Raw genomic sequence first — 21,207 nt, forward strand, 5'->3', positions numbered from 1 at the left:
CACATGAATGAGAAGGTTATTTATCCCAGAACACCGGTGTTACGTCCGGCAGTTTTTGCGATGGCGCGTTCGGATTCACTTCGATTTCATTAGTAGGCCACGGCAGCGACAACGGATAGTTTCTACCCAATGCTACCGGCACTTTTGCCTGTGGCGGCGGCAGCGTAGGGTTACCGAATATCGGCGGCTGCGCCTGACGCCCAGGGGCCATGGTAGGATCATTGGGATTAAATAATACCGGGAAACCAGTACGCCGGTAATCTGAATAGGCGTCACCGCTAAAGCCGAAAGACTGTATCCATTTCTGTGTGATGATCACTTCCAGTTTATCCTTTGCCGTAGTTCTGGCATCGTAAACAGCCAATATCTTGTCACGATAGGCAGTTGCATCCGGTCCTACAATGGTGGGTACTGCCTGGCCGCCCTTGGCTAAATTGACAACAAAGTCGACCTGCTTGAAAGATTCATCGATAGCGGCGGATAACTTCTGACGGGCATCTCCCGCAATAACACCGGCATTGATCAGCTCGGCCTGAATAAACAATACGTCTGCGTAAGTAAGTAACCGCAAGGGCGCAGCGCCGGTGCCGCTGGCTGCAGTCACCGTTCCCGCACTACCATTGTCATACTTACCACCTACCGGATAGAGGCCAAACACTGTCATGCTGTTGTCTTGCGATGAATTGCGGTTGGTGCCTGTTGAACCGAAATAAATGGACACAAAACCAGAATCACGATATTCTGTTGGCGCCTGCGAACCACCCAGTTTGGTATTCTGATTAAAGAAATAATAAGGTATCCGGGGATCCCTGATACCGGTAAATAACCGCGGATTATAACCCTTCATGATCTCATAAAACCAGGGGCTGATATAGTGCGATTTTTGGGTAGCATAATACTCGCTAAAACCAGGGTTTCTATCGTCCGGCGCCACCTGCGAGCCGTACCGCAGCATAAATCCCTGTCCGGTATTACTGATCAAACCGCCTGCACTTACCAACTGACTTACAGGACCCGATACATCCTGTACCAGGCGTACCTGATTGTATAGTTTTAATTTCAGGCTCTTTGCCATGGCAGTCCACCTCGCAAGATTTCCGCCGTAAAAAATATCATCCCCACCGGGCTCCAACGGATTATCACCGGTTCCCAGATCAGCGATGGCGTCATCAATTAATTTGAAAAGCTGCGGATAAATATCAGCGCCTTTGTCAAACTTAGGATAACGCAGATCACCAGTTGCAAATTTGTTCGCTTCAGAAAAAGGTATATCTGCAAATGCATCCACAAACTGACTCATGCCATATGCTTTCAGCAACTTTCCGATGCCTGCATAATGACGGTTACCTCCCTCGGTAGCCTGCTTAATCAGCACTTCCACATTCTCCAGCAAACCAATATAATCGGGAAGTCCACTCACCGGCTGCGCACTGTAAAAATCAGACCAGGCGCCGTTAATATCAAACTGTGACCCGGTAGCGCCGTATTGGTCCTGGCTTTCCCGTACCACTATCTGATGTACATATACCGATAGTACCTCTGTAAGCCCGCGGGCCCCGCGGGCATCATTGGTAAAACCCATAGAAAACGCCAACCCCTGTTCCGCAGCTGGTAGTAATTGTTTCAACGACACCTTGGTAGGGTTGTTGGGATCAGTATTAATATCCAGGAACCCTTTTGTACATCCCGTTATCATAACGAGGGTCACCAAAATTATTCTGCTTAGTTTTTTCATCGGTTCATTTTTTTCGTGATAAACTAGAACGTCACTTTCAGGTTCACGCCATAACGCCTGGTAGTAGGTGCACCAGACAATTCTATACCTTGTACGTTGGTAGAACCAAAGCTGCCCACTTCAGGATTAAACCGGGTGTACTTGGGAAGGTTCGGCGCGTAATACCAGAGGTTCCTGCCTGTCAGTGTCAGCGTGAGCGCGCCTATCGGCGTTTTACCGAACCATTTCTTAGGGAAGTCGTACCCCAGGGTCAGCTCACGGAAAGTATAGACGGTAGCATCATACACGTTCCATTCTGTTGCAGAGTTGATGGCAAAAGTTTCACCGAAGAACATTTCAAAAAGGCTGATGGCCGTTTGGTTAGGAATCCTGTTACCCTTGTCATCCAGCAAGGGTGCTCCGGAGTTCACATCACCATAATAGCCGGGAATAACGTATACATTCTCACGCGCTTCCGCACGGGTATCTTTCGTAACGCCGCGTCCAAGCAGAGAGCTGACGGTTACGGAGTAAATGTCGCCGCCCCTTGTCAGATCAAACAACGCATTCAGGAAAAAACCTTTGTAGTTCAGGGTGGTTCCTAAACCCGCCTTGAAGTCGGGATTGGGATCACCCACCATCCGCTGGTTCGGATCGCGGATCAGGTAACCGTTAGTCGGATCTATCAGGAGACTGCCATCAGCATCCCTGACATTGGCGGTGCCGCGCAGATAACCATAAGGTTTTCCGGCTTCGAGGTAAGGAGACATTTCATCCAGCACCCCTGCCAGCGGCAGCCTGATAACACCAGGCTTCAGTTCCTTCACTACACTCCTGTTCCTGGTGAAAATACCATGTATGTTCCAGGTCAGGTTGTCGTTGCGGACAGGCATCACGTTCAGATCGATTTCAATTCCCTTGTTGGTCAGCTTACCATAGTTATCTATCACCTGCCCGAAACCGGAAGAAGGCGGCAGGGTCAAAGGCGCAATCTGGTTGGTAGACAGCCTGCTGTACCAGGCGAAGTCCAACGTTACCCGCCGGTCATAAAACTCAAGGTTGGCGCCTACTTCAAAGTCCTGTGTAAACTCAGGCTTCAGATTGGGATTCCCCGCTGCCGGGTCCTGCATAACACCAGGTTGCCCCAGGAAAGCGGGGTTAACCCTGAAGATATTAGCGAGTTGATAGGGGTCTGCATCCCTGCCCACCTTGGCCCAGCTGGCACGCAGTTTACCAAAGGTCAGCACCTTGCTGTTCATCTTCAGCGCATCGGTGAAGATGAAAGAGGCGGCTACGCTGGGGTAGAAGTAACTTCTGTTATTGGAGGGCAATGTGGAAGACCAGTCATTCCTGCCTGTCAGTATCAGGAACAACCATTTTTTATAGTCCAGGTCCACTTCTGCAAAAAGGCCCCACAACCTGCGCTGTATAAAAACATCCTCCGTCGGGATCACCGTTTTGGTGTTCAGCATGGTGTATATCCCGGGAACGATAATCGCCTTACCTGTATTGATTTGTGATTTGGTCGTACGCTGGTTGACGTTATGCCCCGCCACCACTTTCAGGCCAAAATCTTCATTCTTCAGTTTAGGAGTAAATGTACCGATGAGGTTGGATTCTATTTCTGTAAAACGATAGTTCTGCTGCACGATCTGGCCGGCGCCTTCCGCGCCCCTGGAACCTATTTCCACCACTTCTTTACGCAGGAAGGAATTTTGGTTCACGCCGATCTGGTAACCAAGGTTGAACCACGGCAGCACCTCATAGTTCAGTTTCAAACCGGCCACATACCGGTCAGTAGCAGTGCTGATCGTGTTATGCTTAAACGCCCAGAGCGGGTTGTCATATTGTTGTTTATTGGTAGATACAGGATTGCCTTCGATGTCTTCAAAGGGCAGCCCGGTGATGTCCCAGTTCCTGGCCAGGAAGAGGTTACGGGCAAAAGAGGAGGTGGCGCCCGACACCTGGTTCTCACCGAAAATACTGCCTCCCTGGTTGCTGGTGCTGTAACTGAAGTTGCCGTTAACGGTAAGACCGTTGGTCAGCCGCGTTACACCACCGATAGACAGGTTGCCCCTGTTAAAGAAGGCGTGAGGCACATAACCGTCCTGGCTCAGGTAAGAGGCCGTGGCGCTGAGAGCGGATTTTTCATTACCGCCATTGACGCCGATGGAGTTTTCTGTGATGAAACCGGTGCGGAACAGGTCCTTTACGTTGTTGGGGACAGGCCGGTAAGCAATGTTACCGGAAGCGGGAAAAAGTTCCGGGAAAGCGGCCAGGTAGTCGGGCCAGGCAGGGATGGAATCGATCGTACCGAATTTCGGTCCCCAGGAGCCGTTGGCATTGGAATAAACAAAGCGGCTGCCGGCCCCGAAATCATTCTGGTACTTTGGCAGGTTGGCCACGTTTTCCATGGAAAGGGAAGAAGAGTAGGTGACTTCCGTTTTCCGTTTACCCATATTGGCGCTGCCGGATTTGGTGGTAATAATGATCGCGCCATTGGAGGCCCTTGAGCCGTAAAGCGCTGCTGCCGCTGCGCCTTTCAATACCGTCATGGAAGCAATATCATTGGGGTCAAGGGATGAAAGACCGCTGGAATAGGCACCGCCGCCCGATGTCTGGCTGGAGGTGGTTACCTGGTCATTATTGTAAGGAATCCCATCTACTACAATCAACGGCTGATTGCTTCCGTAAAAAGAAGTATTACCACGGATATTAATGCGGGTAGCAGCACCTGGCGTACCTTGAGAGGTCCTGATGTCCACACCGGCCACCTTACCCTGCAACCCTTTCAACATGTCCGGTTCCGATTTCTGCACCAGTTGGTCGGGCTTTACCGTGGATACTGAATAACCCAGCGAAGCCTCGTTACGCTTCAGGCCCACGGCGGTCACCACCACTTCTCCCAATTGTTTTTTATCTGCATCCAGGGCTACGTCAACTTCATTTTCCGGCCCAACGGGAACTTCCTTCGTCAGATAACCTACAAAGGAAAACACGAGTGTGGTGCCACTGGTCACATTATTCAGCTTGTAAGTACCGTCACCGGATGTAAAAACACCCTTGGTAGTGCCTTTGATCACTACTGTCACCCCGGGGAGGGCTGAGCCGTCTTTTGCATCCGTAACTTTTCCGCTGATCGTTCGTGTCTGGGCTACTGCGCTGAGAACGCTGCTGCACACGAACAGCCATAGTAGTAGCTCTTTTTTCATAAGCGACTTGTTTTGATTGACTAAATAAATAGAAGTTAACCCGGTTAAATTACGACAAAAAAAGATGATATATTATCAGTATTGGTTAAAATAATATCAGATAATTTCAGATATTTTGCTATATGAGGAGATACAAATATTCGTTAAATAACAACTAAATAACAGGGAGACATTTGGAAATGTTGAGAAAGATATGCGGAGGAAATACATTTTTTTTAAGCAAATAAGAAGAAATCTGCATAAAAGAAATTTTTTACAGATGGGCGGGGCGAACACCCCCTTTTGTAAGGACACCAAACCTGACTAATATAAAAAAGGGGCGCCCGATGGACGCCCCTTTCACAACAGTGAATGCTGCAATTATTTATTATAACCCGGGTTCTGTACGATGTTCGGGTTAGCATCAATTTCAATTTGAGAGATAGGAAATGCTACACGGGGATCAGTGGGCAACACGTCATTCTGCAGTAATGCATCGGCATCACCTACGTGACGTACGCCACCCAACCTGAACAGATCAGTAGCGGCAAAACCTTCTCCTACCAGTTCCAGTCTGCGTTGTTTAATCAACTCAGTCCTTACGGCACCAGCATCAGCAGCAGTAATAGCAGCCAGGCCACGGTGCTGACGCAGGTTGTTAAGGTCAGCCACTGCCATTTGCAGATCGCCTTTACGCATGTACGCTTCGGCACGGTTCAGCAACACTTCGCTGATACGCAGTATCTTCACATTAGACATGCCTGTCAGGCCAAGACCATTACCGACCCACTTCATCATGTAGTTGTTACCGGAAAAGTTCTTCACCACAGATGCGCGGTAGTCTGCAGCGTCCAACAGCGCCATAAAGCTCTCAGTCAGGCGCACATCACCGTATCCACTGGTAGAAGTACCGTCGTTAGGCAGGTAAATATTACCAAAATTATTCGCACCTCTGTTCTCTGGCGTCAGGAAACGCAAGCTAAAGATATCTTCAGAAGTAGCGGAGTTGGTAGTATAGTTGGCCAGATAATTAGCATCGCTCCACAGCGGGAAAGCATTGATCAGCGGAGTAGCTTCATCAATCACCAGCTGCCAGTTAGGGTCCGCAGACTTCGTTGTATCGCCGATGTAGAGATAAGCACGGGTCAGCAGTGCAGATGCGGCTTCTTTGGAAGCGCGGAAAACAGCCTCTGTTTTGGAGCCGGCGGCAGGCGCCATTCCTTTGGCGGCTTTCAGATCGCTGATGATCGCAGCATACGTTTCTTTCAGCGTAGCGCGGGAAGGTTTGAAGGTAGCAGGATTATCTACTGCTTTCACAGCCAGCGGCACACCGGTGTTAGCATCGGCAGCCCTGGTCTGCATCTGGGAATACGGACGGGTAAATCTTCTTGCCAGGTCAAAATGTGCCAAAGCACGCATAAAGTACGCTTCGCCTTTGTACGGTTTGGTGGCAGCGGTTTCCGGCAGTTTGTCAATGATCACGCTCGCCTGATTGGCTACGCGGTAGGCATTCAGCCAGGTCTTGCTTTGTGCGGAAGAAAGCGGCGTGAAAGTATATTTAAACTCAAGCGTAAACCGGTTAGAGTTAGCAGCAGTAATCTTCATATCGTTGCCGGTAACGTCAGTCACCACGTTGAAGTCACGACCATAATACTCCAGCTCCTGAGCGCGCTCGTACAGGCCATTGGCCAGGATACGCACATTAGCTTCGGTAACTGCATCTTTATCATCCAGCGCATTGCCGGGAACGATGTCCAGCTTGGAATTACAAGCAGAGAATGTAGTAACGGCTGTCAGCGCAAGTATAGAAAATTTTGAATATTTCATAATTTAACCAAGATTTTTGTTAATCAACTTCTTCAATTACAAGCCTACACTAACACCAAATGTGAACACACGGGAAGTAGGGTAACGATAAAAATCAATACCTGCGTTGGTGGTAGCTACAGAAGCAGTACTGGTAGGAGGAAGCGGGTTAGTGTTGATATCCGGGTCCCATCCTTTATAACCAGTGAGTGTGAACAAGTTCTCCGCCTGAGCATATACACGCAGCGACTGCAGCTTCATATTAGTCAGCAGTTTTTTGGGCAGTGTGTAACCCAGGGTGAGGTTTCTGATCCTGGCATAATCCAGGCTTTCCAGGTAACGGGTTGATGACTGGTTACCGGCATTTGCACCGGCGCCACCGAATATTACTTTCGGTCTGTCGGAGATATCACCGGGTTTCTGCCAGTGGTCCATAGCATCCTTTGCCTGGTTGCGGGTGTTGGCACCATCACTCTCCAGGTTAGCACGGTTGGAGTTGTATGCTTTGTTGCCAGCGCTGAAGGTGATCAATACAGACAGGTCAAATTCTTTATAGTTGATTTTGTTGGTCCAGCCGCCGGTGATCTTAGGCAAAGCCTGACCTACAAATTGTCTGTTGTTCTGTGCTTCCAGGTAGCTGGTGGTAGGTTTACCGTCGTTGCCAACCCAGAGCGGGTTACCGGTCTGCGGATCTACACCGTACCATACCGGCAAATACCAGGAACCAATAGCTCTGCCCACTTCAATACGCTGTCTGGTACCGGCAGGGATAGACTTCTGTCCTCCCAGGTCCAGCACCTTGTTACGCAGGGTAGCAAAGTTCACGTCGGAAGACCAGGTAAAGTTTTTAGTAGCTACAGGAATACCACCGATACTTACCTCGAAGCCCTGGTTCATCATTTTACCAACGTTCATGTTGATCGCTTCAAAACCAGTGGTCATAGACAACGGCAGTTCCATCAGCAAGGCAGAAGAACGTTTGTCGTAGAAACCAACGCTACCATACACACGACGATTCAGCACGCTGAAGTCCAGCCCTACGTCGAACAGGTTTTGTTTTTCCCAGCTCAGGTTAGGGTTACCAGGCTGATTGGCAAATCCTGCTGTTTCACCCAGGTAAGCACCGGAAAGGCTGTACAGCGCACGGAAAGGGAAGTCGGGATATGCGCCCAGCCCTTCTGCGTTACCCATGATACCATAGCTGGAGCGCAGTTTCAGGTCGTTCAGCCAGGAAATGTTTTTCGCAAATTCTTCTTCTGTAATACGCCATGCAGCACCTACAGAGTAGAAGTTACCATAGCGGGCGTCTTTAGGGAAACGGGAAGAACCGTCTCTTCTATAGCTGGCGCTCAGGAAGTATTTGGATTTATAGTCGTAGTCCGCTTTACCGATCAGGCCCTGGAAAGCATAAGCAGTTTCATTGCCGGAACCGTCAAACAGGTTAGCACCTACATCGGGCACCTGCAGCTGATTGCCGGGGAAACCGTTTTTCGCATACAGGGAGTTGGACCTGCTCTGGTAAGAGTATTCATTACCGGCCAGCAGGCGGAAGTTATGATCTTTATTGATGCTGAAGTTGTAAGTCAACAACTGCTGAGCGGTGTACAGGCCCATGAAAGCAGAACCGTTGTACAGGTAACCGCCATAGTTACGGCCATCGTAGGAGTTCGGCGCAGTCCATTGTTTCTCACGGATATTGGTCAGTTCTGCATTACCTTTTACTACCAGGCGAAGACCGTCAATGATGTTGTAACCAAGGGCTGCATTGAAGATAGTCTGCGTGTTATTGTTTTTCCGGTAGTTGTTGGCTACAGTATGCAGGAAGTTACCGCCCTGCAGTACCGGACGCCATGAATCCGGAATATCAGCAACGCCGGACCAGGTGGGAGAGCCAGGCTGACCACCAACATAACCAATATAAGGATTACCGTTCTCGTCTTTCGCCGGAATCCAGGGAACCTGTGTGAGGGCGCCCATCAGCGGAGAAGAGTAGGAGTTACCGGGACCGGCGCTTGCCTGATCGGTATAGCTACCGCTCATTTTCACGCTCAGGTCAAATTTGCTGTTGAACTTGTGATCTACGTTTAAACGACCGGAATAGCGGCTAAAGCTGCTACCAATCAGGATACCATCCTGTTTGAAGTAGTCGCCGGAAGCGTAGAAGGTAGTTTTTTCGTTACCGCCGCTGGCGTTGATGCCGTAGGACTGGGTTTTACCAGTACGGAAAGCCAGGTCCATCCAGTCTGTATTATAGTCAGCCAGGTGGTCAGGACGGAATTTTTGAATATCAGCATCCGTATATTTTCTGGTGCCGTTGGTGTTGAGTACGTTGGTCAAACCTTCGCGCTGGAATTGCAGCAGCTCAGTGGCATTCATCATGGGAATGCTCTTAGCCAGGTTCTGGAAACCAAATTTACCGTTGAAGTTAATTCTGCTCTGGCCTTTTTTACCGGTTTTGGTAGTGATCACTATCACGCCATTGGAACCACGGGAACCGTAGAGCGCTGTAGCAGCCGCATCTTTCAAAACAGTGATATTTTCAATGTCGGCTGGGTTCAGGCTGGAGAGGATGTCCTGAGAGGGGGTGTTCTGCGTGAAATCACCGGAAGACATGATGATACCATCCAGTACATACAGTGGGCTGGTACCGGCAGATACCGAACCTACACCGCGTACCCTTACTTCCGTTTTGGAACCAGGCTGGCCGGAGTTGGTAGATACAGAAAGGCCCGGAGCATTACCCTGCAGCATCTGGTTTACATCCGGCAGGGAAATGTTGTTCACCTTGGCGCCGGTGATCGTAGAAGCGGCGATGGTGGAGTTTGTCTTTTTCTCCAGGGTGTAGCCGGTCACTACTACTTCGTCCAGGTTCTTGGAATCGGCGGACAATGAAATTTTAAGTGTGGCGGCGGCGCCTACCGGTACTTCTTTCTTTTCATAGCCAATAAATGAAACTACTAATACATCGTTTGCAGATACCTGCAGGCTGAATGCACCATCGGGAGTGGTGGCAGTACCTCTGGTGGTACCTTTTACCTGGATGGTTGCGCCAGGTATAGGAGATCCGTCTTTCCCGTCGGTAACTTTCCCCGTTAGGCTGCGACTTTGCGCAAAGGCCTGGCCGACCATGCACAGCACGGCCAGGAGGAGAAATAATACTTTCCTCATAAGCATGATTTTGTTTCCTAGTTTTTAACCTTCAAAAAATACTAATCTATATCAAGGCCTTTCACCTCAATTCATTTGGTTTCCGTGTCGTAAATAAAAGTTGATATAATGTGTGGAGAACTAAAGCCAGCAGGTGTAATTACAGTAACATATTCGCAAAAACCAACGAGTTCTGTTGCGATTTATTTAATAAATCGCCTGAAGAAGTAGTTAACTTCTTTCCCATAAGCAGTTTCCTTAACAATTTTTCAACCAGCTGTAAATATAGTTTTTATTAACAAAAAATTAAGCTGGAAAAGTTGGCTATAACAATCAGATAACATTTTTTTAACACGACGTTAACTTATTGCGTTTTAAAAAAATATGTATATATATGAAAATAAACAAGCGGCAAGATTACCACTTGCACTTATCAAACAAAATCTAAATCGAAATAAATGTTGTCCCACCGGTTGGTGGGACAAATAAAGTTATCAGGACAGGGTGAGCGGGTAATTTTTTAACAATTCCAGCAGCACACTGTACAGGTCATCATTACGATGATTAAACCTGTATTCACATTCTTTCAGATGCAGATAGGCCGTATTGCGGTTCAATCCCTTGAACTTGGCCAGGCGGTGCTTGGTAAGCCCCCAGAATGCATCTACGTCATCCATTAACGGGCCGCCGCTAACGGTATCTGTTGTTGAAGCACCCAACCTGTACAAACGGTACTGGCCAAGGTCCACCACGCCGTTAAACCGACGCAAACGTTCTGTAGTATCCAGTGTTTCCAACACGGAACGGCCGCGCGTGGCGGCATGGATCATAGGTCTGCTTACATCAGGTAAAATTTCGGTGTGCAACCGGTCAGCAATTCTGCAGATACCGAAAATAACCGGCTTTACAAGACGGTCTACTTCGGGTTTGACAGCCACCAGCGTGTCGCCGTCGTGGTCTGTCTGGGTCTCAACCTGCCGGTTGTCGTAGGCTACGACCGGAACCGGCACTGGATGCTGCGCCTCGCAAAAACGGGCTATCTGGTTTCTAAGCTTTTTCAGGTAACTGTTAATCGTTACTCTGCTTACTCCGCTGATATCCGCGATCTGCGTCGCAGTGAGATCATCGGCGAACAGCCGCAGGATCTCCTTAAACTTGCGCTCAGATAAATGAGCACCTTTTAAGTACTTGTTTTTCATGAACTAGTGGTTAGAATGGCATTATAAACCTCTTATTTTTTATCCGGTATATACACAGCTTTTATACAAGCGGCGATAAGGGTATTTGAATGCTGCCCACTAGATTATTTTAAAGCCTTTTTTTGTCCATTTTAGCTAAAAAAAAGAATTTGTTTAGCATAGGGCCTCAAAAGCGCAAAGCAGCAAGGACGCCAGCTTTAAATGCTTTGGCGTCCTTGCTGCTTTACACTTTTTATTATAAAAAATTATTCTATGTCGTCTACTCCCAGTTTAGACATCTCAATATCCGCCTCCTCGTCCAGCGGTTTCCACAACTCCTTCTTACGCGCCTTTTTTAACAACGCCTTTTCCATCCATAACAACAAAGCCGGCAGAATCGTCAGGTTGGTGATCATCGCCACCACCAGCGTCAGAGACGTCAGCCACCCTAACGCCTTCGTACCCCCGAATTCGGAAAAACTGAAAATCATAAATCCGGCAAACAGGATCATCGAGGTGTAAATAATGCTCAACCCCGTTTCATGAATCGTCTGCTTCACGGTAGCGGATATGTCCAGGTTATGCCGCGGCAACTCCTGCTTGAAATTCACCAGGAAACGGATGGTAACGTCGATGGCTATACCCAACGCCACGCTGAACACCAACACCGTGGAGGGCTTTAACGCCACACCAACCCAGCCCATCACCCCGGCGGTTACCACCAGCGGGATAATATTCGGAATCAGCGAGATGATCAGCATCCGCCAGGAACGGAAAAGATACAGCATACATACCATGATCAAGACAAAAGCCAACAGAATACTTTCTGTCAGCCCGTTGATAATGAAGCGCGTACCTTCCTGGAAAATAACGCTGGTACCGGTAAAGGTCACCTTGTAATGCGCGGTATCGAAAATGGCCGTCACCTTCGGTTCCAGCGAATCCATCAGCACCGGCAGCCGCTGAGACCCTACGTCTTTCATATTCACGCTTACGCGCGCCACCTGCTTGGTGCTGTCCATAAAAGAAGCCACCAGCTTGGAAAAGGTAGTCGCCGACCCGCTGGGCGCATTAGCCGATTTCATCCGGAGATAAGGCGCCAGGAAACCCAGGTCAAACGAGTTGGGCACCGCATAGTTGGAACTATCCCCGTTATAGTACGCCTGCTTGGCGAACTTGATACCTTCCACAACAGATAAAGGCCGCGCAAAATCAGGCTGTTCCGCTATCAGTTTTGTCAGCTCATCCAGCTTGTTAAGCGTTTGCAGGTTCACCACACCGTTTTTTCGTTTGGTATCGACCGCTATCTCGAGCGGCATCACCCCCTTAAAATTCTGCTCAAAAAACTTAAGGTCGGTATACAGTTTGTCTGTCTTCGGAATATCATCCAGCATGTATCCCACAGATTTCAGCCGGCCCATCCCTACAAGCGCCGCAATGACCAGCGCTGCGGTAACAAAGTATACCGGCTTGCGGTACTTAAACACCAGCGTCGTCAGGAAGTCCAGCACTTTGCCCAGGAAACCGTTCTCCAGGTAGTTGATGTGCTTGGTCTTCGGCGGTGGCAGGAAACTTAATACAGATGGCAGGAAAATGAAAGAGATCAGGAAGATGAACATGATGTTCAGCCCCGCTACAACGCCAAACTCTTTGAGAATGGCGCTATTGGTAAAACAGAACACGCCAAAACCAATGGCAGCGGTGAGATTGGTAAACAGGGTCACAATCCCCATCCGCTGTATCATCCGCACCAGCGCCTTGGTCTTATTGCCGTGGCGCGCATATTCCGTATGATACTTACTAAGAAAATAAACGCAGTTGGGAATACCGATCACCACGATCAGGGAGGGAATCAACCCTGTCAGTAACGTGATTTTATAGCCCATCAGCACAATCGTGGCCACAGACCAGATAACCCCGATGGCTACTACCACCATCGACATCAGCACGGCGCCAAAGGAGCGGAAAAATAAAAACAGGATCAGCCCCGTCAGCAGGAAAGAGATCTTCAGGAAAAGCTTCAGCTCATCCGCCACCTTAACGGCCATGACCGTACGAATCAGCGGAAGGCCGCTCAAGTGCACTTCTGTATGATGCTTGTCCTCAAATGCTTTGGCCAGTTTGGTGATCTCCGCCACAACGGCTGTACGCCCGGGAGAGTTAAACACGTCTTTATTCACGTATATGGCCATCATATAGGCCTTCGAATCCGGATTGTAAAGCAACCCCCTATAGAACAGCAAGGTCCTGAAAACACCCGCCAGACTATCAATCTGCGGCTGTGCATAACTACTGTCCTTAAACAACAGGCCGGCCTCCAGTTTCTGGGTACTGTCATTCTTTACCAGGTTGATGGCCAGCGGCACGCTCAGGATATTCTCCACGGCGCTGATTTTTTTCAGGTCGTGATTCAGCTGCAGGTAATCGCGGAAAAAATCCGCCTGAAAAAATTTATCGGTCTGTACGCCCAACACCAGCATATTGCCGTCGCCGCCAAACTTCTTCTTAAACTCCTGGTATTCCAGGAATTTAGGGTTATCATGCGGTATGGTCGCTACGTAGTCGTAAGACATCTGCACCTTGGCGGCAAAATAGGCCATTACGCCGGTGGCGACCAGTAACAGGAGTAGGAGCGGTAATCGGAATTTTAGCACAAAGCCGGCTAAGCGTTGCCACATAAGGATTTTTCAATTTGTTAAATGGCGTAAAGGTAGTTAAAATCCCCATTAGCCAACCCGCCGCCGACAGATGAATTACATTTGTTTACCCTAAATTGCAACTTTATTCCTGCGGCATCCTTAAAACACAGACCGTTGCTTCACAAAACACGCGGCATAGTATTACGTACGGTGAAATATGGCGACACGAGCGTGATCGCAGGCATCTTCACGGAATTATTCGGCCTTCAGTCCTATATCGTGAACGGCGTGCGGTCGTCCAAACCCAAAGCCGCCAAAGGCAACCTGCTCCAACCCGGAAATATTCTTGAACTGGTGGTGTATCATCAGGAGATCAAAAACCTGCAGCGTATCACTGAATTCAAGATGGGCTACATCTATACTTCCCTGCACTACAATGTGGTGAAAAACACCATTGCCCTCTACCTGATAGAGCTGCTGCAGAAGAGCCTGAAGCAACCGGAACAGCACCTGGACCTGTATTACTTTACGGAAAATACATTACAACTGCTGGACGGATCGCCCACGGCGGTCATCGCCAACCTGCCGCTGTACTATACGCTGAAACTGGCGGCATTTCTGGGCTTTCGGCTCAACGGGCATTTTTCGGAGTATACCCCTTATCTGGATTTGCTGGAAGGAACATTTTCGGACCTGCCGCCGCACCATAGCGACCACCTGGACCCCGAGTACAGTGAACTGACCGACCGGCTGTTCCAGTGCAACGAAGTACAGCAGCTGGCAGCTATCCACATGTCAAAAGAAAAAAGAAGGAAATTACTATACGCTTACCTGGATTTTCTCCGGCTGCATATGCCTGATTTCACGGAGCTCCACTCACCGCCGATCCTGCACGAGATCCTTGACGCCTGATTGCACCAATGCAGCTCCCGCATCTGTAAAGAATTCCAGCGTGGTAGTAGTGCCGTCGAAAACGGCGTAGGAAGTATAATTCAGCCATTCACCGAGATTGATGTACCGGCTGTCGGGCCCTACAAGCAGGTCCAGCGGCAGATGGCGGTGGCCGAAAATAAAATAGTCGAAGTGTTCCCGTTGCAACACCTCACGACTGTAAATGGCCAGCCACTCCTGATCTTCTCCGATGAAATGTTCCAGCTCCTGACCGGTAGCAGCGCGGCTTTTACGGCTGAAATAGTTGGCCAGGGAGATGCCCATTACCGGGTGAATACAGGAAAACAACCAGCGGCATACCGGGTTACGGAATATTTTTTTGAGGAATTTATAACCATGATCACCCGGACCGAGACCGTCGCCATGGCCAATATAGAATTTTTTGCCGCTGATGGTAAATACCTGCGGCTCGTAATATACCGGGATGTTCAGCTCATCTTCAAAATAGCCGTCCATCCACATATCATGATTACCAATAAATACAGATATACCGATGCCTTTGTCAGTGAGGTCCGCCAGTTTTCCCAGCAGCCGGGTATATCCTTTGGGGATCACATGTTTATATTCAAACCAGAAATCGAAAAGGTCCCCTACCAGGAAGATATGCGCAGCGTCTTTTTCCACCATCTCCAGCCACTGCACGATGAGCTTCTCCCGCTCCCGGCTGGCCGTCATGTTGGGCGCTCCGAGGTGAAAGTCGGAAGCAAAGTATATTTTCTTATTGGCTGGTAAAGGAATTTCCATGTGACAATATGCATTATCCCTCAAACATATAGCCTTCCGCATATGGTTTTTAAAGAACGGGATGTTCTGTTAAAACCTGTAAGCGGAAGGCTACTGCAGATGATTTATTCGTCTACTAAAAATACGTATACTTCTTTTGGTCCGTGGATGCCCACCACCAGTGTTTTTTCGATGTCTGCCGTACGGCTGGGCCCTGTAGCAAAGGATATGGCTGAAGGCAGGTCGTTACCGTATTTATCTTTCAGTCTGCTGAAAGCATCTTTCAGGTCATACACCAGCTGGTGGGTATAAGCCACCATGATGTGAACAGGCGCATATACGGGCACCACTCTTCCGCTGGGTTGAGCGGCACTGAGCACCACTGTACCGGTGCGGGCTATCAGGTATTCACAATCTGTGATAGCGGCATCTGCTTCATGTATGTTTCCCTGGTTTAAGGTAGGCAGGTCGTTTTTGCCTATCAGTTTTTGCAGGGAAGGCGTCTGGCAGTATACATTCCGCCATTCCTTATTATCAGACAGCAACCGCAGGTTTTCGATCAGTTCTGCTTTGCTGGTACAGAAAACAAATTTCCCCTGTAACCTGGTAAATTCTTCTGCAAACCTCAGTTCCAGCCCTTCGCTGTCTGTCTTAAAAACAGCGGAGTTGCCCTCCGAATTGGGGAAGGGCAACTGTACTGGCTGGCTTAACGCATTCCGTACTCTCTTCAGAATATTTTCCTTGGCAGGAGAAATCTTCATATCAAAAATTATGCATTAGCAGGTGAAGGAGAAGGGTTGATGATGTCTGTCGGATGTACACCGTCAGTCGTCATGCCTTCTTTACCCAGGTGATGTTCTCTCGGCAAGTCATAAGGACGTTTGCCGATCAGCCTTTCCAGGTCGGACTGGTATAAAACTTCTTTTTCCAGCAGTTCCTTCGCAAGCGTTTTCACCTGTTCCATTCTTTCGGTCAGTAGGTTTTTGGTCCGCACGTAAGCCGCGTCAATCAGTTTTCTCACCTCTTCGTCGATCAACCGGGATGTTTCCTCGGAGTACGGTTTGGTGAAAGACTGATCGCTGTTCGGATCATAGAAAGACACGTTGCCTATTTTATCGTTCATACCGTACACGGTCACCATAGCGTAGGCCATGCGGGTAATTACCTGCAGGTCATTTTGCGCGCCGGTGGATATTTTACCGAATACCAGCTCTTCCACCGCACGGCCGCCAAGGGTCATGCAAATATCGTCCAGCAGTTGTTCGGTGTTGTACAGGTATTGTTCTTTCGGCAGGTATTGCGCGTATCCGAGTGCAGCCACGCCGCGGGGCACGATGGTCACCTTTACCAGCGGGTTAGCGTGTTCGAGGTACCATCCGCAGATAGCATGTCCTGCTTCGTGATAAGCGATGACTTCTTTTTCTTCCGGGGAGATGATTTTGTTTTTCTTTTCGAGACCACCGATCACACGGTCGATAGCATCGTTGAAATCTTCCATCTCCACCTGTGTTTTGCCTTTACGGGCAGCGATCAGGGCTGCCTCGTTACATACGTTGGCAATATCGGCGCCGGCGAAACCGGGCGTCATGGAGGCCAGTTTCTTCACATCCAGGTTAGGGGATGTTTTGATAGGCTTCAGGTGTACTTCGAAGATAGTCTCTCTTCCGGCCAGGTCTGGTTTGTCAATGGAAATCTGACGGTCAAAGCGGCCGGGGCGCAGCAGAGCGCTGTCCAGCACATCCGGGCGGTTGGTGGCCGCGAGAATGATGATACCGCTGTCGGTACCAAAACCGTCCATTTCCACGAGCAGCTGGTTCAGGGTGTTTTCCCTTTCGTCATTGCTCATCATGACATTTTTACCTCTGGCGCGACCGATCGCATCAATTTCATCGATGAAGATGATACAGGGTGCTTTTTCGCGGGCTTGTTTGAACAGGTCGCGTACACGGCTGGCACCCACACCCACGAACAGTTCCACGAAATCAGAACCGGACATGGAGAAGAAAGGTACCTGCGCTTCTCCCGCCATGGCTTTCGCCAGCAGGGTTTTACCGGTACCCGGAGGGCCTACGAGCAGCGCGCCTTTCGGTATTTTACCACCCAGAGAAGTGTATTTTTTCGGATTTTTCAGGAAATCCACGATTTCCATCACTTCCACCTTCGCTTCGTCCAGACCAGCCACATCGTTGAACGTAATGTTCACGCGGGTGCCTTTATCGAACAAAGTGGCTTTGGATTTGCCGATATTGAAGATGCCGCCCGGGCCACCGCTACCGCCGGCAGGGCCGCCCATTTTACGCATCAGCAATACCCACAGGCCAATGATCAGGATGATAGGCAGCAGCAACTGGAAAATCGGTTCAAACCAGCTTTGACGTTCGTCATAGGAGATTTTTACCTGGCTTTCCATCGGCACGCCTTCCTGGGCTTTGTCGATATCTTTTTTGAAGCTCTCTTCACTACCAATAGAGAAGCGGTAGTGAGGTCCCGGGTTCAGGCCGCCGCCAAAACGGCTTCTGGCCACTTCCGTGAATTTTGGCAGTTTAAGACTGTCCTGTTTTATGTAGACTTCTACATATTTCTTGTTTACGACAACCAATTTATCTACGTCCCCAGGTTTCAAATAACTTACCTGAAATTCCTGGAAGCTGATCTCTTTGGTAGAGGGTCTGAAATCCGGGAGGAAGTTCATTGCGAGCAGGGCGATGCCTATAAAGGCATATACCCAGTATATATTGAACTTCGGTCCTTTCTTCGGAGATTTCTCTGAACCCTTGTTGAAGTTATTGCCTCCTTTTTCCATAATCTTACGCTCCTTTACGGATGTTTATTACAATCAGAATATTTATATAATAATTAATACTTTCACGACTGTTTTGTTCAGTCATCGTTGTGGTCCATCCTGTCGGCGTCACTCCACATTTCTTCGAGATTATAGAATTTCCTTGTTTCCGGCTGGAATATATGCACTACAATATTCACATAGTCCACCAGTATCCACTGTTGAGCAGTAAAGCCCTCGTGTTTATAAGGGGCTTCACCTACTTTCAGCTCCACTTCGTGTGCAACAAAATCGGCGATAGCTCTTACCTGGGTATTGGAATTGGCTTCACATATTACAAAGAAATCGGCCACAGCTTCAGGAATCTGGCGTAGATCCAGGGATACGATATTTTCCCCCTTCTTTTCCTGTATGGCTTTTATGATGGTGGTAAAAATTTCACTTTCTCTGGTCAGGCGCGTTTGGGCCTTTTTCCTCGTGCTCAGAACGGTTAAGGGTGCCAATAAATCTCGTTTTTGTTAAAAATAAACTTTAATTGTCAAAGTTACTAAACAAGCACTAATATAACGTGCAGAAATATCATGCTCAAGGGCCTACAAATGTTAAGAAAATAATAAAATGAATTACTTTTCCGGCTGTTTTAAGACTAAAAAAGGTTCATGTGGTAGGACACCCGTTTTATATATTAGACGAAATTGACAGCACCAATAACTATGCCATGGAACGGGTAAATTCCGGCCAGGTGACATCCGGTACAGCCTGGTTTACCAGCAACCAGACAGCAGGAAAAGGCACCCGTGGCAAACAATGGGTAGCCCGCCCCGGAGACATCATAGCCCTCTCCATAGCGCTGCAACCAGCCATGTTGCCGCTTTCCCGCCAGTTCATGCTAAGCATGGCGGTAGCCCTCGGCACACACGATTTCTTCTCGGCCCATGCCGGCGACGAAACAGTTATCAAATGGCCAAATGATATTTACTGGCGTGACAGAAAGGCAGGAGGCATCCTGATAGAGAATGTTTTAAGGGGTAATATGTGGCATTATGCCATTATTGGCATCGGACTCAACCTGAATCAGGGGAAATTTCCGGAGCACCTGCCCAACGCAGTGTCACTAAAGCAGATCACCGGCAAAAACTGGGACGCCGTCACCCTGGCACAGGAGCTTTGCCGCTATCTCGATGCCCGTATCCGGACACTGCAGATGTCCGCTCTTGATACACTATTGGCAGAATATACCTCCAAACTGTTCCGCTGGCAACAACCCGGCCTGTACCGGAAAGACGGCGTCGTTTTTCAGGGCATCATCCGCGACGTACTGCCCGACGGGCACCTCTGCCTCGAAAGAGAAGGGGAAATCCTCCGGCTGGGCTTCGGGGAAGTGGAGTTCGTGCTGGGTCAATAGCGATAGCTCCGCTGCCGCTCCTGCACCGCCTTGCGCAGCAGTGCCGGCACCTGCGGCGACAGCCCGGACAACAGGTACACCGGCGCACCATGCTCCCGGGCCAGCGAATCCTCCAGCGAGCCAATCTTTTCCATCTTCCCAATCAGCGGGCGATAGGCTTCAGAAGGCGTTTCTCCGACCAGCACAATGTATTGCAGAGAGTCCAGCGGCGGAAACCAGTACACATAATCCGCGCTGAAGGATACCGCCGCCGGCATCCGGCCGCGGTTATAATAATTGACCGCTCCCGCCTCACCATAATTTTCGCAAAGTACCAGCGTGTTTTTCCTGTCATGCTCCGGCACCCGTTGCCACGCCTGCATGGCCAGCTGCGCAGTTTCCCCCCAGCCCAGCATGTCGGCAAAATCCTGCGGCAACGCATGATTTTTCCCGTCTTCCCACCGCAACATGCCCAGCGCGGCAAACTTGCCCGACTTCTCCTGTATCTGCGCAGGGCTCAGCACCGGGAAAACAACGTTGAGCAGGTATACAAAAGGCAGCACCACAACGGCCAGCCATAATATGCGCAGATAACGGGTCCAGCCATTTCGGAAAACGCGCTCCCAGTAAGTACTGCCAAAGGCTATCAGCACCGGGTAAAGCCCCAGCGCGTAATAACTCTTTGCCCTCATGTAAATCAACAGCAATATCACCAGCACATACATCAGCAAAATAACACGGTATAGCCGGTAGGGCCAGTAAAAAAACAGCCCCGCAAAGGCCGCCACAATAAGAAAGGCGCCGCCAAAGAAAAAGATAAACTGGTCCGCCGCAAAGTCCATCCGGTTCACATGCACCAGTTGCGTGGTCGCCAGCTCTTTCATATGATGCAGCACCGGAAAACCTTGCTGTATCTGCCATACCAGGTTAGGCGCCGCCAACGCCAGCGCGATCAGCGCTCCCAGATAGAGCGCCTTCTCCCGGAAAATGCGTCGGTGCGACGATAGCAGCAACGCCACCAGCCATCCGGCCAGCAGCACCATCACCGTATATTTATTGAGCACCCCGATCCCGGCCACCACGCCCGCCCATAACAACCATTTCCCCTGCTGGCTTTGCAGATAACGCATCATCAGCCAGCATAACAATGCCCACACCAGCACGTCAAAAGAATTAGGCTGATAAAGCACATTTAAACGGGAAAAAGCCGAACAAACGAACAACGACAGGGCCAGCGCCTGTGCATACAGCCCGCCGCCGAGGAAACGCACCATCCGCCATATCACCACCATGGTCAGCGCGCCGTACAACGCCGGAAAAAACCGTACCCAGTACTCACCACCGCCCAGCCACCTGACCAGCAGGGAATTAAACGCCGTAAAAGGCGGTACCGATAAATACCCTGCTGCCAGATGATACCCCATGTCCAGATGCAGGTACTCATCGCGGTGCAACTCAAAGGCCGGGTTTACCACCGTATACTGAAACGCCATCTTAAATACCAGAAACAACAAGAGCAATAACAGGGAAGTACGACGCTGGCTCAGCTCCATGGAATATGATTTTGATTGATCAATGACAGGGACTTGTATGATGTTGTCAGCAAAAAAAAGCGGAAAACTGCCTTTTAAAAGCACAGTCATTCCGCAGGTAACTTTAGTATCTTGCTTATCCGCTTTGCAGGCAGGACGC

The 21,207-nt window shown here is 49.4% G+C and carries 13 protein-coding genes; 2 read left to right on the top strand and 11 right to left on the bottom strand.

What is annotated here, in order from left to right; genetic code table 11:
- Window positions 1–16 precede the first annotated feature (16 nt).
- The 6 genes from B5D63_RS13835 to B5D63_RS13860 all read right to left on the bottom strand — a co-directional run bounded on the left by B5D63_RS13835 (window position 17) and on the right by B5D63_RS13860 (window position 13,714).
- Complete coding sequence (locus tag B5D63_RS13835) at window positions 17–1,735, bottom strand: SusD/RagB family nutrient-binding outer membrane lipoprotein (protein ID WP_078669374.1); 1,719 nt, start codon at window positions 1,733–1,735, stop codon at window positions 17–19.
- Between the two features lie 23 nt (window positions 1,736–1,758).
- Window positions 1,759–4,926, bottom strand: a complete 3,168-nt coding sequence (locus B5D63_RS13840) for a SusC/RagA family TonB-linked outer membrane protein (RefSeq protein WP_078669375.1) — start codon at window positions 4,924–4,926, stop codon at window positions 1,759–1,761.
- Window positions 4,927–5,286: 360 nt separating this feature from the next.
- Window positions 5,287–6,732, bottom strand: coding sequence for a RagB/SusD family nutrient uptake outer membrane protein (locus tag B5D63_RS13845; RefSeq protein ID WP_078669376.1), 1,446 nt, complete (start codon window positions 6,730–6,732; stop codon window positions 5,287–5,289).
- Between the two features lie 36 nt (window positions 6,733–6,768).
- Window positions 6,769–9,879 (bottom strand): SusC/RagA family TonB-linked outer membrane protein, encoded by a 3,111-nt coding sequence (locus B5D63_RS13850; protein ID WP_159456021.1) that lies wholly within the window; start codon window positions 9,877–9,879, stop codon window positions 6,769–6,771.
- A 473-nt stretch (window positions 9,880–10,352) separates the two neighbouring features.
- Window positions 10,353–11,057 carry a LuxR C-terminal-related transcriptional regulator gene (locus B5D63_RS13855; protein ID WP_078669378.1) on the bottom strand — a complete coding sequence of 235 codons (705 nt, stop codon included), beginning with the start codon at window positions 11,055–11,057 and terminating at the stop codon, window positions 10,353–10,355.
- 245 nt (window positions 11,058–11,302) lie between these two features.
- Window positions 11,303–13,714: an efflux RND transporter permease subunit gene (locus tag B5D63_RS13860; protein ID WP_078669379.1), complete on the bottom strand. Its 2,412-nt coding sequence runs from the start codon at window positions 13,712–13,714 to the stop codon at window positions 11,303–11,305.
- Between the two features lie 135 nt (window positions 13,715–13,849).
- On the opposite strand from B5D63_RS13860, the gene recO reads away from it, so the two are divergent.
- Window positions 13,850–14,587, top strand: coding sequence for a DNA repair protein RecO (gene recO, locus B5D63_RS13865; protein ID WP_078669380.1), 738 nt, complete (start codon window positions 13,850–13,852; stop codon window positions 14,585–14,587).
- Here recO and B5D63_RS13870 read toward each other — a convergent pair.
- The 4 genes from B5D63_RS13870 to rsfS all read right to left on the bottom strand — a co-directional run bounded on the left by B5D63_RS13870 (window position 14,552) and on the right by rsfS (window position 18,634).
- Window positions 14,552–15,370, bottom strand: a complete 819-nt coding sequence (locus B5D63_RS13870; RefSeq protein ID WP_078669381.1) for a UDP-2,3-diacylglucosamine diphosphatase — start codon at window positions 15,368–15,370, stop codon at window positions 14,552–14,554. The genes recO and B5D63_RS13870 overlap by 36 nt on opposite strands.
- Window positions 15,371–15,474: 104 nt before the next feature.
- The gene (locus B5D63_RS13875) at window positions 15,475–16,110 is read right to left on the bottom strand and encodes a LutC/YkgG family protein (protein ID WP_078669382.1); all 636 of its coding nucleotides are present in this window, start codon (window positions 16,108–16,110) and stop codon (window positions 15,475–15,477) included.
- An 8-nt stretch (window positions 16,111–16,118) separates the two neighbouring features.
- On the bottom strand, window positions 16,119–18,152 hold the full coding sequence (ftsH, locus tag B5D63_RS13880; protein ID WP_078669383.1) for an ATP-dependent zinc metalloprotease FtsH: 2,034 nt from the start codon (window positions 18,150–18,152) through the stop codon (window positions 16,119–16,121).
- Between the two features lie 77 nt (window positions 18,153–18,229).
- The gene (gene rsfS, locus B5D63_RS13885; protein WP_078669384.1) at window positions 18,230–18,634 is read right to left on the bottom strand and encodes a ribosome silencing factor; all 405 of its coding nucleotides are present in this window, start codon (window positions 18,632–18,634) and stop codon (window positions 18,230–18,232) included.
- A gap of 158 nt (window positions 18,635–18,792) precedes the next feature.
- On the opposite strand from rsfS, the gene B5D63_RS13890 reads away from it, so the two are divergent.
- A complete protein-coding gene (locus B5D63_RS13890; RefSeq protein WP_078669385.1) occupies window positions 18,793–19,536 on the top strand; it encodes a biotin--[acetyl-CoA-carboxylase] ligase in 744 nt (247 codons plus the stop codon).
- On the opposite strand, the gene B5D63_RS13895 is transcribed toward B5D63_RS13890, so the two are convergent.
- Window positions 19,530–21,068: a glycosyltransferase family 39 protein gene (locus tag B5D63_RS13895; RefSeq protein ID WP_159456022.1), complete on the bottom strand. Its 1,539-nt coding sequence runs from the start codon at window positions 21,066–21,068 to the stop codon at window positions 19,530–19,532. The genes B5D63_RS13890 and B5D63_RS13895 overlap by 7 nt on opposite strands.
- Window positions 21,069–21,207: the final 139 nt, after the last annotated feature.

This window comes from Chitinophaga eiseniae, from assembly GCF_900167135.1.
GTDB classification, from domain to species: Bacteria; Bacteroidota; Bacteroidia; order Chitinophagales; family Chitinophagaceae; genus Chitinophaga; species Chitinophaga eiseniae.